The organism is Streptomyces sp. JH34 (assembly GCF_029428875.1).
Classification (GTDB): domain Bacteria; phylum Actinomycetota; class Actinomycetes; order Streptomycetales; family Streptomycetaceae; genus Streptomyces.
In genome coordinates, this window is the sequence record NZ_JAJSOO010000001.1 from 425,967 (window position 1) to 439,221 (window position 13,255).

Genomic DNA, 13,255 nt, shown 5'->3' on the forward strand with positions numbered 1-13,255 from the left:
AGGGGTCAGCGCCGCACCTTGCGGTTGGCGCGCAGCCACTCCTTGTTCATCGCGGTGATCGACGGCAGCGGGATGCCCTTGGGGCAGGCCGTGGCGCACTCGCCGGTGAGGGTGCAGCCGCCGAAGCCCTCGTCGTCCATGGTGGCGACCATGTCGAGCACCCGGGTCTCCCGCTCGGGCGCGCCCTGCGGGAGTACGCCCAGGTGGTTGACCTTGGCGGAGGTGAACAGCATCGCCGAGCCGTTCGGGCAGGCCGCGACACAGGCGCCGCAGCCGATGCACTCGGCGTGCTCGAAGGCCGAGTCCGCGTCGGGCTTGGGCACCGGGGTGGCGTGCGCGTCGGGGGCCGTGCCGGTGGGGGCGGAGATGTATCCGCCGGCCTGGATGATCCGGTCGAAGGAGGAGCGGTCGACGACGAGGTCCTTGACGACCGGGAAGGCCGAGGCGCGCCACGGTTCGACGTCGATCGTGTCGCCGTCGTCGAAGGACCGCATGTGGAGCTGGCAGGTGGTGGTCCGCTCCGGGCCGTGGGCGTCGCCGTTGATGACGAGGCTGCACGCACCGCAGATGCCTTCCCGGCAGTCGTGGTCGAAGGCGACGGGTTCCTCCCCGCCGAGGATGAGCTCCTCGTTGAGGGTGTCGAGCATCTCCAGGAACGACATGTCCTCGGAGATGCCGTCGACTTCGTAGGTGGCCATGGCGCCGGGCGCCTCGGCGTTCTGCTGGCGCCAGACGCGCAGGGTGAGCTTCATGCGTAGCTCCGCTGGGTGGGGTGGACGTACTCGAAGACGAGGTCTTCCTTGTGCAGGACGGGGGCGTCGCCGGTGGCGCTGAACTCCCAGGCCGCGGCGTAGGAGAAGTCCTCGTCCCGGCGGGCGGCTTCGCCGTCCGGGGTCTGCGACTCCTCGCGGAAGTGGCCGCCGCATGATTCGGCGCGGTGCAGTGCGTCGAGGCACATGAGCTCGGCGAGCTCCAGGTAGTCGACGACGCGGTTGGCCTTCTCCAGCGACTGGTTGAACTGTTCGCCGGTACCGGGCACCTTGACGCGGCGCCAGAACTCCTCGCGGATCTGCGGGATCCGGCCGAGGGCCTTGCGGAGCCCTTCCTCGGTGCGGGCCATCCCGCAGAACTCCCACATGAGTTCGCCGATCTCGCGGTGGAAGGAGTCCGGGGTGCGGTCCCCGTCGACCGCGAGCAGGAGGTTCAGCCTGTCCTCGGTCTCGGCGACGGCCTCGGTGACCGCCGGGTGGCCGGCGTCGATCTCCTCCGTGTGGGGGTTGCGGGCCAGGTAGTCGTTGATGGTCGACGGCAGGACGAAGTAGCCGTCGGCGAGGCCCTGCATCAGCGCGGAGGCGCCGAGGCGGTTGGCCCCGTGGTCGGAGAAGTTCGCCTCACCGATGGCGAAGAGGCCGGGGACGGTGGTCTGGAGGTCGTAGTCGACCCACAGGCCGCCCATCGTGTAGTGGACGGCGGGGTAGATCCGCATGGGCGTCTCGTACGGGTTCTCCGCGGTGATGCGGGCGTACATGTCGAAGAGGTTGCCGTACTTCTCCTCCACCGCCTTCCTGCCCATGCGCTCGATGGCCTCGGCGAAGTCGAGGTAGACGCCCTGGCCGCCGGGGCCGACGCCCCGCCCCTCGTCGCAGACGTTCTTCGCCGCGCGGGAGGCGATGTCGCGGGGCACGAGGTTGCCGAAGGCCGGGTAGACGCGCTCCAGGTAGTAGTCCCGCTCGTCCTCGGGGATCTGGTTCGCGGGCCGGTCGTCGCCCTTGGCCTTCGGGACCCAGATGCGTCCGTCGTTGCGCAGCGACTCACTCATCAGGGTCAGCTTCGACTGGTGGTCGCCCGTGCGCGGGATGCACGTGGGGTGGATCTGGGTGAAGCAGGGATTCGCGAAATAGGCACCGCGGCGGTGGGCGCGCCAGATCGCGGTGGCGTTGGAGTTCATGGCGTTCGTCGACAGGTAGAAGACGTTGCCGTAGCCGCCGCTGGCCAGGACGACGGCGTCGGCGAAGTAGGTGTCGATCCTCCCGGTGACGAGGTCGCGGGCCACGATGCCGCGGGCCTTGCCGTCGACGACGATCAGGTCGAGCATCTCGGTCCGCGCGTGCAGCTCGACGTTGCCCGCGGCGATCTGGCGGGACAGCGCCTGGTAGGCGCCGAGCAGGAGCTGCTGCCCGGTCTGGCCACGGGCGTAGAAGGTGCGGGACACCTGGACGCCGCCGAAGGAGCGGTTGTCGAGGAGGCCGCCGTACTCGCGGGCGAAGGGGACGCCCTGGGCCACGCACTGGTCGATGATCTCCACGGAGATCTCGGCGAGCCGGTGGACGTTCGACTCACGGGCGCGGAAGTCGCCGCCCTTGACGGTGTCGTAGAAGAGGCGGTGCACCGAGTCACCGTCGTTGCGGTAGTTCTTGGCGGCGTTGATGCCGCCCTGCGCGGCGACGGAGTGGGCGCGCCGCGGTGAGTCCTGGAAGCAGAACTGGACGACGTGGTAGCCCTGTTCGGCGAGCGTGGCACCGGCGGAGCCGCCGGCCAGGCCGGTGCCGACGACGATCACCGTGTGCTTGCGGCGATTGGCCGGGTTGACGAGCTTCGCCTCGAAGCGGCGGGTGTCCCAGCGTTCGGCGACGGGCCCTGTGGGCGCCTTGGCGTCGACCAGGGGCTCGCCGGTGCGGTAGTTCGTGTAGTCACTCAGGTCGGACATGTCAGCTCACCACTCCGGTCATCACGGCGACGGGCACGGAGACGAAGCCGGCCGTCAGCACCACTGCGAGGACATTGGCCAGCGTCTTCAGCACGCGGTCCCGGGCGGCGCTGCCCACTCCAAGGGTCTGCGCCGCGCTCCAGAACCCGTGCTGGACGTGCAGGCCCAGGGCGAGCACGGCGAGGATGTAGACGACGTTGCCGTACCAGGTGGAGAAGGTGTCGAGCACGTTCTGGTACGGGTGCCCGGGCTGGAATCCTCCGCTGTGCACCGTGCCCGTCGTGAGGTCCAGGATGTGCCAGACGATGAAGAGCGCGAGGATGACGCCGCCGTAGCGCATGGTGCGCGTGGCGTAGCTGGAGCGCGCCTTCCGGTGGACGTACGCCGTGGGGCGCGCCCTCAGGTCGCGGCGGCTCAGCTGGTACGCGGAGACGGCGTGCAGGACGACCGCGGCGACGAGGACCACGCGGACGATCCACAGAGCCCACTCGTAGTGCAGGAAGGGCTCGCCGAGGGTCCGGAGCCAGTGCGCGTAGTGGTTGAACTCGTCGGATCCGAAGAAGATCTTCAGGTTGCCCAGCATGTGGACCACCAGGTATCCGAGCATGACCAGGCCACTCACAGCCATGATCGTCTTCTTGCCGACGGACGAGTCCCAGAGCGTACGCGTCATGGACGGCCGTCGGTCCGTCCGCGTTGCCAATGCCATGGACAGGACGCTAGAGGCGGGAGGCATCATCAGTCCAAGACATGAAATGACTCATATCCATAGGTGCTGCCTATGCAGGCCCGCTATCGTCGTCCCCATGCACTTCCAGCAGCTCGCCTACTTCGTGGCCGTCGCCGAGGCCAGGCACTTCACGCGGGCCGCCGAGGAGGTGCACGTGTCGCAGCCCTCCCTCTCCCAGCAGATCAAGGCGCTGGAGAACGAGCTGGGCGCCGAGCTCTTCAGCCGAGCGCGCGGCAACATCGCGCTGACGGACGCGGGTGAGGCGCTGCTGCCGCTCGCCCGCAGGATCCTGGCCGACGCGGACACCGCACGGCACGAGGTGCAGGAGCTCGTCCAGCTGCGCCGGGGGCGGGTCAGGCTCGGCGCCACCCCGAGCGTCTGCACCGGCCTGCTGCCCGACGTACTGCGCGCCTTCCACGGAGCCCACCCCGGGATCCAGCTCCTGATCGAGGAGGGAGGGTCCCACGACCTCGTGCGGCAGCTCGCCCGGGGCGCGCTGGACCTCGCACTGCTCGTGCTGCCGCTGCCCGCCGCCTCCCCCGCGCTGACCACGGTGGAACTGCTGCACGAGGACCTGGTGGTGGTGTCGCAGGCCTCCCGGCCCGCCCCGGGGCGGGGGGGCACCGTGCGCGTCGCCGATCTCGGACACGAACCGCTGGTGATGTTCCGGCACGGCTACGACCTGCGCGAGCTGACCGTCGCCGCGTGCCGGGCGGAGGGCTTCGAGCCGTCGTTCACGGTGGAGGGCGGCGAGATGGACGCCGTCCTCGGCTTCGTACGGGCAGGTCTCGGCATCGCCGTCGTGCCCCGCATGGTCGCCGTGCGGGCCGGCCAGGACCTGCGGACCACACCGCTGGCCCCGCCGGGTCTGCGGCGCACGATCGCGCTGGCGCACCGCAGCGACGTCGAACCGCCGCGCGCGGCGCGCGAACTGCAGCGGATGCTGCTGGGATCGGGGCCGCCGGTCATGCCCCCGGCCGCCGGCGGGTAGGACCCGGCCGGCGGCTGAGGACGGGCCCTCAGACGGCGTCCGCCAGCAGCAGCGAGTGGATGCGGTCCGGCGCACCTGGACGCGCGTAGTACCACCCCTGAGCGGTGTCGCAGCCGATCCGGCGCAGCTGCTCGGCCTGGGCACCCGTCTCGACGCCCTCGACCGTGACGGCGAGGTCGAGGCTGTGGGCGAGGGAGACGATGCCCTCGACGATCTTCAGGTCGACCGGGTCGGCCGGGTGATGCTGCATGCCCTGGGTGAAGGAACGGTCCAGCTTGAGCACGCTCACCGGGAGCCGGCGCAGGTTCGCCAGGTTCGAGTACCCGGTCCCGAAGTCGTCCAGCGCGATGTCGACGCCCATCTCGGCCAGTTGGCGCAGCGGCTTCAGCAGATCGTCGTCCGCGCCGATCAGTGCGGACTCGGTCACCTCCAGGCAGAGGGCACCGGGCTCCAGACCTGAGCGTTCCAGTACGTCGACGGTCTCGGCGACCAGGTTCGGGTGGTGCAGCTGTGTCGGCGACAGATTGACGTTGATCCGCAGGGGGCCGCCGTCGGTGTGCCGTTCCTGCCAGAAGTTCGCCTGCCGGACGGACTCCTCGAGGACCCACCGGCCGAGCGGCACGATCAGTCCGGTGTGCTCGGCCAGCGGGATGAACCGGTCCGGGCCGAGGACCCCGTGCTGCGGATGGCACCAGCGCACCAGCGCCTCGGCACCGTGCACGCTGCCGTCCCCGAGGTGCACCAGCGGCTGGTACTCGATGAAGAACTCGCCGCGGTCCAGCGCCGCGGGCAGCGCCGTGGTAAGTCCGTGGCGCGTGATGGCACGGGCGTCGGCCTCGGCGTCGGCCAGCGCGAAGCGGTTCCCTCCCGCCGCCTTGGCCCGGTACATCGTGATGTCGGCGCTGCGCAGCACCTCGGCCGGGGTGCGTTCACCCGACGGGCCTTCGACGACGCCGATCGATCCGCGTACTGTCAGCTCCCGGCCGTCCAGCCGGATGGGCGTGGCGAGGGCCAGGAGGATGCGTCCGGCCAGCTCGTGGACGTCGTCCTCGGTGCCGGGGCCGGTCGTGAGGGCCACGAACTCGTCGCCGCCGAGCCGCGCGACCATCTCACCGGGTGCGGTGGCACAGCTCTGCAGCCGGTCGGCGACCTCGACCAGGAGCCGGTCCCCCGCCGCGTGGCCCAGGCTGTCGTTGATCGCCTTGAAGCCGTCCAGGTCGAGGTAGCAGAGCCCGAAGCGCATGCCCTCCCGGGGGGCGAGGGCCTTCTCCAGGCGTTCGAAGAACAGCGTCCGGTTGGGCAGTCCGGTGAGCGCGTCGTGGGTGGCCTCGTAGCGCAGCCGCAGATTGAGCAGCCGGCGCTCGGTGGTGTCCTCGAGGAGGGCCAGCTGGTACTCCGGGCGCCCCTCCGGATCCCGCAGCAGCGACACGGTGAGGTTGGTCCACAGCACGGTGCCGTCGTTGCGGTAGTACGGCTTCTCGACGCTGTAGTGCTCGCGCTCGCCGCGCACCAGTTCGTCGTAGTACTTCCACACGTAGGGCGAGTCCTCGGGGTGCACCCACTCGTTCACCTTGTGGCTGCGGACGTGGTGCTCCAGCCCGCCGAACATCCTGGTGAGGGTGTCGTTGATCTCCAGGATGTTCCCCTCGAGGTCGGCGATGCCGATCCCGACGGCGGCGTCCTTGAACACGGCGCGGAAGCGTGCCTCGGTCGCGTGCAGCGCCTGCTCGGCGTGCGAGCGGGCGGTGAGCGCCGAGCGGGCGATCGCCTCCTGCTCGGCGAGCGTCCGCTCACGCAGGGCCTGGGTGAAGCCGCCGGCGAGCGCGTGCTGGATCCGTGCGCACCGGGCCCGGCTGTCCTCCGTGGACAGCTCCACCGGCCCGTTGCCGCCGCAGTAGAGGACCAGGTAGGAGTCGACGACGCCGAGTGTGGAGCTCAGCGCGTCGGGGTCCGTGCAGTGCGCGGCGACGAGCCCGGCTCCCACGCGCTGCGCCGGTGCGGCGTCGAAGACCCTCGTGTGCAGGATGTCGCTGAGCTCCCGGGCGAGCGGAAGCAGATGCTCCTCGAACTCCGGGCGGGTCAGGGACGTAGCCGTGGACGGGAAGATCGCCCGGCTCCAGATGGTGGCGAATCTCCGGAGCCGGCCCTCGGGACCGTCGGGTTCCGCGTCCGGCGCGCCGGACGACTGGGAGGGGATGCTCACGCCTTGCGCCCCACACCGGCGAAGCCCGAATAGGTGAACGGGTCTTCCTGTGCGAGCGCCTCGGGGGACTCGGGACGCCACTCGGGCATGGCGACGAGCCCGGGGTCGACCATCTCGTACCCCTCGAAGAACCGGCTGATCTCCGTGCGTGAACGCATGATCAGCGGATTGCGGATGGTCCGGTAGACACCGACCGTGCCGCCCGCCTCCTCCTGGGGGAGTGCCTCTATGTCGTTCGTCAAGGCACCCTGTCGGGTTTGGGGTGGTTCGGTGTTGCTGGGGTTATGCGGCGAGCTCGACGTTCTTGGGCGCCCGCGATTCGTAGAAGGTGCCGTCGCGGAGCATGGCGAACAGGACGCTGATGCGCTGGCGGGCGAGGCGGAGAAGGGCTTGGGTGTGGGTTTTGCCGCGGGCTCGCTGCTTGTCGTAGTAGGTCCGGGAGGCCGGATCGGCGTTTATGCAGGCGAAGGCGGAGAGGAACATGGCCCGCTTCAGCTGCCGGTTCCCGCCGCGGGGCGCGTGTTCGCCATGGATCGAGGTGCCCGAGGACTTGGTCGTCGGTGCGAGGCCGGCGTAGGAAGCCAGGTGGGCGGCGGTGGGGAAGTTGGTGCCGTCGCCGACGGTGACCAGCAGGACTGCGGCGGTCCTGACGCCGACGCCGGGCATCGAGGTCAGGACTTGGGAAAGAGGGTGGGCCTCCAGCAGGCTGTTGATCTGGGCTTCCAGGGCCCGGCGCTGTTCGTGGACGGCGGCGAGCGAGCGGGCCAGGGACGGGACCACGATGTCGAGGGTGCCGGTGCCGGGAACGGTCACGGTCTGCTCGTCCAGGGCGTCGAAGATGTCGTCGATCAGCCGTGCGGCCATGCGCGGGGCCTTGGGCCGGATCAGCTCGACGAGGCGGCGTCGGCCGGCTTTGCGCAGGGCGGCCGGGGAGCCGTGGCGTTCAAGGAGCCAGGTGACGGCTTGGTGGTCCAGGCGGGGCCCCAGGACGCGCTCCAGGCTGGGGTGGAACTGGGTGAGAAGGCCGCGTATCCGGTTGCTGGTGCGGGTGGCCTCGGCGGCCAGGTCCTGGTCGAAGCCGGTCAGCACGGTCAGCTCGGCGGTGATCTCGTCGGTCAGTTCGAGCGAGCGCAGGGTGTGCGGCATGGTCCGTGCGGCGTCGGCAATGACGGCCGCGTCCTTGGCGTCGGTCTTGGCCTCGCCGGGGTAGAGGTCGGCGATCCGGCGCATAGCCAGGCCGGGCAGGTAGGCGACGCGACAGCCGGTGTCCCGGGCGACGGCCAGGGGCAGAGCGCCGATGGAGGCGGGCTGGTCCACGATGACCAGGACGGTGCCGAACTTCGCGGTCAGCTTGTCGAACACGGCCCGCAGCTTCGGCTCGCTGTTCGGCAGCGGCTTGTCGAAGACCTTCTTCCCGGCCGGGGTGAGCCCGTGCCCGTGGTGAGCGGACTTGCCGACGTCCAGGCCGAGGAACACGCCCACGTCTTCGATCTCGAACATCGCGCCCTTCCAGGGGGTTTGACGGTGCCGGCCTCGGCTCGGGTGTCGTGCTCGCGCATCCACGTTATGCAGACCTGCCGCCCGCGAACTGTCCGGCATTGCGCCGGACCGGACGGTGGCCGGACCTCTGATCAGCGTCTCCGACGAACACCCCCGGACCCGGTGACACCACCCCCCAGGTCATGCCTTCGACAGGGGGACACAGTCATGCCGGGCCCAGAGGCCAGCGGCCCCGTTGCAGGACCGCGAAAAACATAACGGGGGATGCCCTCGTAGGAGGCGTGGGTCAGGACCAGCAGGCTGCCGGGAGCGAGTGCGTCGCGCAGCTCCGCGACCGCCTCGTACGGATCGTCGGTGTCCTCGATGAAGTGGAGCACCGCCACCAGCAGCAGTGCCACCGGCTTGTCCAGGTCGAGGAGTGCGGTGATCTCCGGGTTGGCCAGGATGTCCTGGGGCTTGCGGAGGTCCGCGGCGGCGATGACGGTCCGCTCGTTTCCCTCGAGGACCGCCTGACTGTGTGCGACCGCGACCGGGTCGTGGTCGACGTAGGCGATCCGGGACTCGGGATCGGCCGCCTGGGCGACTTCGTGGACATTGCCGAAGGTGGGGATGCCGGAACCGATGTCCAGGAACTGATTGACACCCAGAGTGGTGGCATAGTGCACGGCCCGCCGCATGAAGGCACGATTCGCCTGCATGACCTTGGGCAGCCCCGGCATGAACTCCATGGCCTTACGGGCCGCTTCCCTGTCCACCTCGAAATTGTGCGAACCGCCCAGGTAGAAGTCGTACATGCGAGACACGCTCGGCACCGAGATGTCTATGCCCTGCGGTGCCCAGGCGGGACGCTCCATCGATGTCTCCAACAAGTCGCCACGGCGATCCGGCCATGTTCATGGTCAGTGTTGACCAGAGGCTACTGATCGACCGCCAAGAGGGCGAGTGGAAACGGAAATTAGAGATCCGTTATTGGTCACACACCGGAGGTATGTGACCGGCCCGTCGCTGCGTGTGCGCATTCGGCGACGGACCGGTACCGCCGTGGTTCTCCCGGGTACTACGTGGAGGCCCCGACGAGCTTCGCGTGGGGCGAGACCGCTTAGCATGTGCCCCCGTCCCCCTGGCCGTTGGTGTCTCCCGGCTCCGCGTCACCGGAGAAGGTGCAGAGGGGCCAGCAGTCGAGCGACTGCTGCTGGACGCCGTCCGGACGGTCGAAGGTGACGAATCCCTTCGTGGTGACACCGGCGACGTCATTCTTCGACACCGGCGGGACAACCGGCCACTTCTTGAGGCAGTCCCCCGTGCACGCGGACTTCATCGGCCAGGCCGAGTCCTTCTTGGACCGGTAAACCGTCATAGCGCGCTTGTCGACGACCATGTCGCCGAGTTCCGGAACCTCGCGGACCGAAAGCCCCGCGCGGCTGGCCTGCTCCGCGGCGGAGGGACCGTCCGCGTTCACCGGGGCTTTCCTTCCGTCAGGGGCGGCGGCGAACCACGTCCCGCCGACAGCCCCTTGGCGTCACCGGGACCGGTGTCCTCGGCGTAGCGGTACATCGGCCGTCCGGCGACCGTGAGCTGTTTGGTTCCGTCACCCCTCGTGACCTCGCCGATCAGTGACGCGTCGGTCCCCGCGGCGGCCTCGGCGTTCCGCGCGGGCACCGCCGGCCGGGCCTTCGCACAGTCGCCCTCGCAATTCGAGGCGGGCGGTTCGGCGGTGTCCTCGTCGAAGCGGTAGAGCGTGAAGCCCTCACCGTCGGTCAGCACCTTGGTGAGGGCCGCCGTCGTCACCGCGAGCGAGACGTTCAGCCAGGTATTCATGTCGACTCCCGTGGGCCTTCTGCCGTTCGGGACGCGAGTCCGCGTCGTTCGTGGCCCTGGGTACGGCCGGGCGGGGCCCCGGTGTTCAGCGGAAGCCCGGACGCGTTTCGACGGGCGCAAACGTGAAGTGCCCGATGTCCCCTCCATCAGGCGAATCAGCTGCTCGCTCGGCGTGCCCGGCGGCCGCGGGGAACATGCTCCCCGGCGTGTACGGATCACGCATATGGCGGCTGACGGCCGCCACCCTGCTCCTGCTGCTCGCCGTCCCGCTGCCGGCGGCGGGTGACGACTGCGCGGTCGCCTCCATCGGACAGGGGGACGGCGGCTCGTCCGTCGCCATCGCGGGCGAGGGGCGGTGCGGGGCGGTCATCGCCGAACCCGAGCCGGAACCGGAACCCGCACCGCCGCCACCACCTCCCCCGCCCCCACCGCCTCCGCACCTACCGCCTCCGCCGCCCCCTCTGCCGCCGCCTCCACCCCCTCCGGCTCCCGCTGCCGCTGCCGCTCCAGAACCGGAACCGGAACCCGCCCCGCCACGGCCCACCGTGCGGCCGACACCACCGGCCCCGGCACCCGTCGCGCTCCCCACCTACCGGAAACCGCCCCGCAAGCAGCCCCGGAGCGGGCCGTCACTGGTCTCGCTCACCCTTCTGATCACCGCACCCGCCGTCTTCGCCGTGGCAGTGCTACGGCCCCGCTCGTCCCGCTGAACCGAAGAAGGGAACCCATGTCGGAGTGGCTCGTTCTGACCATTGCGATGGCGTCGGCATGCGCCGTCGTCCTCACCACCGCTGTTCTCAGCAACCGCCGCATCGCCGATGACGACGATCCGTCCGAGACACCGGACGTCATCGAGTACATGACGATGATGATCGGCGTGGTGTACGCGATCGTGCTCGGCCTGGCCATCGCGGGTGTCTGGGAGGGCCGCAGTGCCGCCCAGGAGTCCGTACGCCTGGAGGCCCAGGCACTGCACGAAGTGAACGCACGATCGGCCGTCTATCCGGTAGAGGTACGCGACCGCATCCGCGCGGACGTCGACGCCTACGTGGCTCATGTGGTCGGCGACGAATGGAGGTGGATGACGGATCACGGAAGTCTCACGGAGAAGGGCACCAGACTGCTCGACCGGGTGCGGGCGGACGTGACGGAGTACGAACCGCAGACGGACCACGAAGGCCAGGCGTACCAGCCGCTGGTGGACCAGGTGGCGGCCGTCGACGACGCCCGCGGATCCCGGGGGCAGAACGCCGGTGCGACCATGCCGGGAGTCGTCTGGTTCGGTCTGATCACCGGGGCCGTCGTCACGGTCGGGCTGATCTTCACGCTCCAGATCCGCAGAACCTTCCGTGAACTGCTGCTGGCCGGCCTGTTCAGCGTCCTGATCGCGTTCCTGCTCTTCCTGATCTGGGATTTCGACGCCCCGTTCGGCCGTGGCATCTCGGCGACGACGGCTCCCTTCGTCGACTTGTTCCCGCGTGCCACCGGCGGGTAGGAGCGCACCGGCCAACTCGTCTCCACCCCCGGCCGGTGCGCCGGCCGGGGGACATGGCTGCCCCATTCGCCTTACACCGATAGCGGGTGATTTCAGGCACTTCTACCGTTTCGGTCATCGAGGTGCAGCTCTCGTGCCTCGCGGAAATCCGTTCCGCGGCTGCTCCTCGGGACCCGGAGGAACAACCATGCGCGCGATACGTGTCGCACCCGTCGCCCTGCTGGGCGCCGCCGCCTGTTTTCTGACGGCACCGGCCGCGTCGGCCGATGTGCTCAACGGCGGCACGCCCACCTCGTTCACGCCGACCATCACTCCCTCGACGGTCGCTCCGGGGGGTCAGGTCACACTCGGCGCCATGGGCTGCCCCAGTGACGCGACCGCGTTCTCGGGTGTGTTCGACACGACGACCATCCCGAGCGGGAGGTCGGCCACGGCCAGGGTCGACCAGGACGCCAGACGGGGTGCTGTCTACGAGGTGACCTTCCGCTGTGGCACCACCACACGGTCTGCCAATCTGACCATCACGAGCGGTGCCACCAGCTCTCCCACGACCGCTCCCACCACGGCTCCCACGACCAGCTCCACCGCCTCCCCGAGCGGCGTGCTGGGCGGACTCGGCGGCAGTGTCGACACGATGGACCCCGCGGAGATCGCCGCCGGCTCCGCACTGGTGGCAGTCGCCTCGGCCGGGGCCTTTTACGTCCTGCGCAAGCGCCGTACGGGCCGTCAGCACTGACGGTTCGGCGCCGCGTACAGACACGACAGTCGCCCCGGGTCCTGATCCAGGACTCGGGGCGACGGGCGTATCGGGCCGGGCAGGAGGTTCGAAGCGTCAGATCGCCGCATTGCTCATCCGGCGACGCACCACGAACACGGCACCGCCGACGGCGGCTGCCGCGACAAGACCGCCACCCACCTGCATCTCGACGGAGCTGGGGCCCATCGAACCGCCGAGGCCTCCTTGTGCGCCGCGCGAGGGAAGCACGGTGAAGCGGGCCGTGGCGACCGGGTCACCGTTTCCGCCGTTACCGCCCTGACCGCCGCCGTTACCGCCCTGACCGCCGTTGCCACCCTGGCCGCCGCCGTTACCGCCCTGGCCGCCACCGTTGCCACCCTGGCCGCCACCGTTACCGCCCTGGCCGCCGTTGCCGCCGCCGTTGCCGCCCTGGCCGCCGTTGCCGCCGTCCCGGCCGCCGTCACCTCCGTTGCCGCCGCCGAAGTTGTTGTCGCTGTCGTTGCACCTCACGGACAGGCTGTACTGCCCGGGCGTCGCGTTGTCCCGGATACGCGCAGTGGCGTAGCCGACCCGGCCCGGTGAGAGGTGCACCGTCGGGAACGCGTTCGACCACACCCTGCCGCCGGAACGGCCGCAGCCCTCGGCACTGACCTGCATCGTGGCGCCCTGGAAGACCGAGGACGGGTTGACGGTGACATTGGTCGGGAAATTGCTCGGGTTGCCGCCCGGACCGCCTCCGGCGGCAGCCAGCGGGGCAGCGAGCCCGACCGCCGCGAAGGCGGTCGCGGACACCGCGAGAGCGCGTGAAGCACGCATCTTTGAACCTCCAGCGGGAAGCGCCCCGGAGACTTGTTCTCCGGGAAGAGTCGACGAGAGACGCATCCCATGACGAACCCTCACCAGATACCGCGGAAGCCGCACTTCGGGGCTGCTCCACCACGGTGATCCGACACGCCGTGAGCCGGTCCCGGAATCTGACGGAGTCGCAGGTCACGATCCGTCAGAACTTTTATCCGAGCATTACTCCGAAGAGAAGATGCCGCCGTGCGGGTCCGGTCGGCCGCCACCCGTTCGC

At 69.8% G+C, this 13,255-nt stretch carries 10 protein-coding genes and 3 pseudogenes; 4 read left to right on the plus strand and 9 right to left on the minus strand.

Features of this window, described 5'->3' with window-relative positions:
- Positions 1–5: 5 nt before the first annotated feature.
- Genes LWJ43_RS02105 through LWJ43_RS02115 form a run of 3 tightly spaced genes read right to left on the minus strand, consistent with a single transcriptional unit; the run spans position 6 to position 3,416 of the window.
- Positions 6–752, minus strand: a complete 747-nt coding sequence (locus LWJ43_RS02105; RefSeq protein ID WP_277330542.1) for a succinate dehydrogenase/fumarate reductase iron-sulfur subunit — start codon at positions 750–752, stop codon at positions 6–8.
- On the minus strand, positions 749–2,698 hold the full coding sequence (locus LWJ43_RS02110; RefSeq protein ID WP_385447311.1) for a fumarate reductase/succinate dehydrogenase flavoprotein subunit: 1,950 nt from the start codon (positions 2,696–2,698) through the stop codon (positions 749–751). The genes LWJ43_RS02105 and LWJ43_RS02110 overlap by 4 nt, the downstream gene beginning before the upstream one ends.
- Before the next feature lie 10 nt (positions 2,699–2,708).
- Entirely contained in the window at positions 2,709–3,416 is a 708-nt protein-coding gene (locus tag LWJ43_RS02115) for a succinate dehydrogenase (protein WP_277330544.1), read from the minus strand.
- A gap of 97 nt (positions 3,417–3,513) precedes the next feature.
- Between LWJ43_RS02115 and LWJ43_RS02120 the strand changes: the two genes are divergently transcribed.
- Positions 3,514–4,428: a LysR family transcriptional regulator gene (locus LWJ43_RS02120; protein ID WP_277330545.1), complete on the plus strand. Its 915-nt coding sequence runs from the start codon at positions 3,514–3,516 to the stop codon at positions 4,426–4,428.
- 28 nt (positions 4,429–4,456) lie between these two features.
- Here LWJ43_RS02120 and LWJ43_RS02125 read toward each other — a convergent pair whose 3' ends face one another.
- The 5 genes and pseudogenes from LWJ43_RS02125 to LWJ43_RS02145 form a co-directional block, all read right to left on the minus strand.
- Positions 4,457–6,631, minus strand: coding sequence for a putative bifunctional diguanylate cyclase/phosphodiesterase (locus tag LWJ43_RS02125; RefSeq protein WP_277330546.1), 2,175 nt, complete (start codon positions 6,629–6,631; stop codon positions 4,457–4,459).
- Positions 6,628–6,852: pseudogene (locus LWJ43_RS02130) on the minus strand (SAM-dependent methyltransferase); the annotation flags it as partial. The pseudogene LWJ43_RS02130 and the gene LWJ43_RS02125, both read right to left, overlap by 4 nt.
- A 61-nt stretch (positions 6,853–6,913) precedes the next feature.
- On the minus strand, positions 6,914–8,131 hold the full coding sequence (locus LWJ43_RS02135) for an IS110 family RNA-guided transposase (RefSeq protein ID WP_277330547.1): 1,218 nt from the start codon (positions 8,129–8,131) through the stop codon (positions 6,914–6,916).
- 260 nt (positions 8,132–8,391) lie between these two features.
- A pseudogene (locus LWJ43_RS02140) lies at positions 8,392–8,985 on the minus strand (SAM-dependent methyltransferase); the annotation flags it as partial.
- A gap of 245 nt (positions 8,986–9,230) precedes the next feature.
- Positions 9,231–9,904, minus strand: a pseudogene (locus LWJ43_RS02145) (SCO0930 family lipoprotein); the annotation flags it as partial.
- Between the two features lie 251 nt (positions 9,905–10,155).
- Between LWJ43_RS02145 and LWJ43_RS02150 the strand changes: the two are divergent.
- The 3 genes from LWJ43_RS02150 to LWJ43_RS02160 all read left to right on the plus strand — a co-directional run bounded on the left by LWJ43_RS02150 (position 10,156) and on the right by LWJ43_RS02160 (position 12,180).
- Positions 10,156–10,659, plus strand: a complete 504-nt coding sequence (locus LWJ43_RS02150) for a hypothetical protein (RefSeq protein WP_277336060.1) — start codon at positions 10,156–10,158, stop codon at positions 10,657–10,659.
- A gap of 17 nt (positions 10,660–10,676) precedes the next feature.
- Positions 10,677–11,444, plus strand: coding sequence for a bestrophin-like domain (locus LWJ43_RS02155; RefSeq protein WP_277330549.1), 768 nt, complete (start codon positions 10,677–10,679; stop codon positions 11,442–11,444).
- A gap of 187 nt (positions 11,445–11,631) precedes the next feature.
- On the plus strand, positions 11,632–12,180 hold the full coding sequence (locus tag LWJ43_RS02160; protein ID WP_277330550.1) for a hypothetical protein: 549 nt from the start codon (positions 11,632–11,634) through the stop codon (positions 12,178–12,180).
- Between the two features lie 96 nt (positions 12,181–12,276).
- On the opposite strand, the gene LWJ43_RS02165 is transcribed toward LWJ43_RS02160, so the two are convergent.
- On the minus strand, positions 12,277–12,996 hold the full coding sequence (locus LWJ43_RS02165) for a hypothetical protein (RefSeq protein WP_277330551.1): 720 nt from the start codon (positions 12,994–12,996) through the stop codon (positions 12,277–12,279).
- Positions 12,997–13,255 lie beyond the last annotated feature (259 nt).

Excerpts from the sequence above, each read along its gene's own strand:
- LWJ43_RS02105 (WP_277330542.1), bottom strand. The coding sequence starts at position 752 with ATGAAGCTCACCCTGCGCGTCTGGCGCCAGCAGAACGCCGAGGCGCCC.
- LWJ43_RS02115 (WP_277330544.1), bottom strand. The coding sequence starts at position 3,416 with ATGGCATTGGCAACGCGGACGGACCGACGGCCGTCCATGACGCGTACG.
- LWJ43_RS02135 (WP_277330547.1), bottom strand. The coding sequence starts at position 8,131 with ATGTTCGAGATCGAAGACGTGGGCGTGTTCCTCGGCCTGGACGTCGGC.
- LWJ43_RS02160 (WP_277330550.1), top strand. The coding sequence starts at position 11,632 with ATGCGCGCGATACGTGTCGCACCCGTCGCCCTGCTGGGCGCCGCCGCC.
- LWJ43_RS02155 (WP_277330549.1), top strand. The coding sequence starts at position 10,677 with ATGTCGGAGTGGCTCGTTCTGACCATTGCGATGGCGTCGGCATGCGCC.
- LWJ43_RS02165 (WP_277330551.1), bottom strand. The coding sequence starts at position 12,996 with ATGCGTGCTTCACGCGCTCTCGCGGTGTCCGCGACCGCCTTCGCGGCG.
- LWJ43_RS02120 (WP_277330545.1), top strand. The coding sequence starts at position 3,514 with ATGCACTTCCAGCAGCTCGCCTACTTCGTGGCCGTCGCCGAGGCCAGG.